The 1,307-nt window shown below is 74.7% G+C and carries 1 protein-coding gene; it reads right to left on the bottom strand.

Translation table 11 applies throughout. The features are described from left to right. The coding region (locus tag FV223_RS27845) for an efflux RND transporter permease subunit (protein ID WP_147729900.1) at positions 1 to 1,307 on the bottom strand (1,307 nt) is incomplete at both ends.

The raw sequence follows: 1,307 nt of genomic DNA, 5'->3' as shown, positions 1-1,307 counted from the left end.
GCCCCGCACCTCGGCGAGCTCGCGGGCGACGTCGCGGGCCGCCGCCTCGATCCGGTCGAGGTCGGCGCCGAACACGTTGATCACCACCGGTGCGGTGTAGCCCGAGACCGTCTCCTCGATGCGCTCGGTGAGGAAGGTCTTGAGCGAGAACGCGGCGCCGGGCGTGCCCGCCATCAGCGCGCGGATGCCGGCCTCGCTCCGCCCCTGCGCCGCGCCGTTGAGGCCGGGCTCGAGGTCGATGTGGATCTCGCTGTAATGCGTGCCGGCCGTGTCCTGGCCGGCCTCGGCCCGCCCGACCTGCTGCGCCACGGCGCGGACGCCGGGCACCGCCTTGAGGCCGGCGGTCATGCGCGTGCCGAGCCGCAGCGATTCCTGCAGCGAGGTGCCCGGCGCCGCCGCCATGTGCAGGATCAGGTGGCCCTCCTTGAGGTCCGGCAGGAAGGTGCCGCCGAAGAAGGGCAGGGCGGCCGCGCCGGCGAGGGTGAGGAGGACGGCCGCCGTCGCCGCCCAGCCGAAGCGCCGCTCGACGGCCCCAAGCATCCGCGCGTAGGCGGCGCGCGCGATCCGCATCACCGGGGGATCGCGCGCGGGCAGGTCCTTGCGCGCGACCAGCGCCATCGCGAGCGCCGGGGTGACCGTGAGCGCCACCGCGAGCGAGGCCACCACCGCCAGGATGTAGGCGAGCGCCAGCGGGCCGAACAGGCGCCCGGCGACGCCGGTGAGCGCCAGCACCGGCAGGAACACCAGCAGCACGGCGAAGGTGGCGTAGGCCACCGCGCCCCGCACCTCGATAATCGCGTCGCGCACCACTTGCGCGACCGGAAGCGGCACGGCGAGGCGGCGGTTCTCGCGCAGGCGCCGCACCGCGTTCTCGATGCCGATCACCGCGTCGTCCACCACCTCGCCGATGGCGATGGCCAGCCCCCCGAGGGTCATCGTGTTGAGGCTCTCGCCCATCGCCCCGAGCACCAGCACGGCGGCGAGCAGCGAGAGCGGGATCGCCACCGCGCTGATGACGGCCGTGCGCCAGTCGAACAGGAACACGAACAGCACCACGACGACCAGGATGCCGCCGAGCGCCAGCGCCTGCAGCACGTTGCCGTTGGCCTGGGCGATGAAGTTCGCCGGGCGGAAGAGGTCGCCGCGCAGCACGATGCCGTCGCGCGCCAGCCCGGGCCGAAGCTCGTCGAGGGCCGCCTCGACCCGGCGCGTCGCCTCCAGGGTGTTGGCGCCGATCTGCGCACCGACCATCAGGAGGATGCCGGGCCGGCCGTCGACGAGCGCCGCGCCGATCGGCGGCTCGGGGG

The sequence above is a fragment of the Methylobacterium sp. WL116 genome, from assembly GCF_008039455.1.
Lineage (GTDB): Bacteria > Pseudomonadota > Alphaproteobacteria > Rhizobiales > Beijerinckiaceae > Methylobacterium.
The sequence above is the reverse complement of the archived record's forward strand: the minus strand, read 5'-3'. Positions and strand labels throughout refer to the sequence as shown.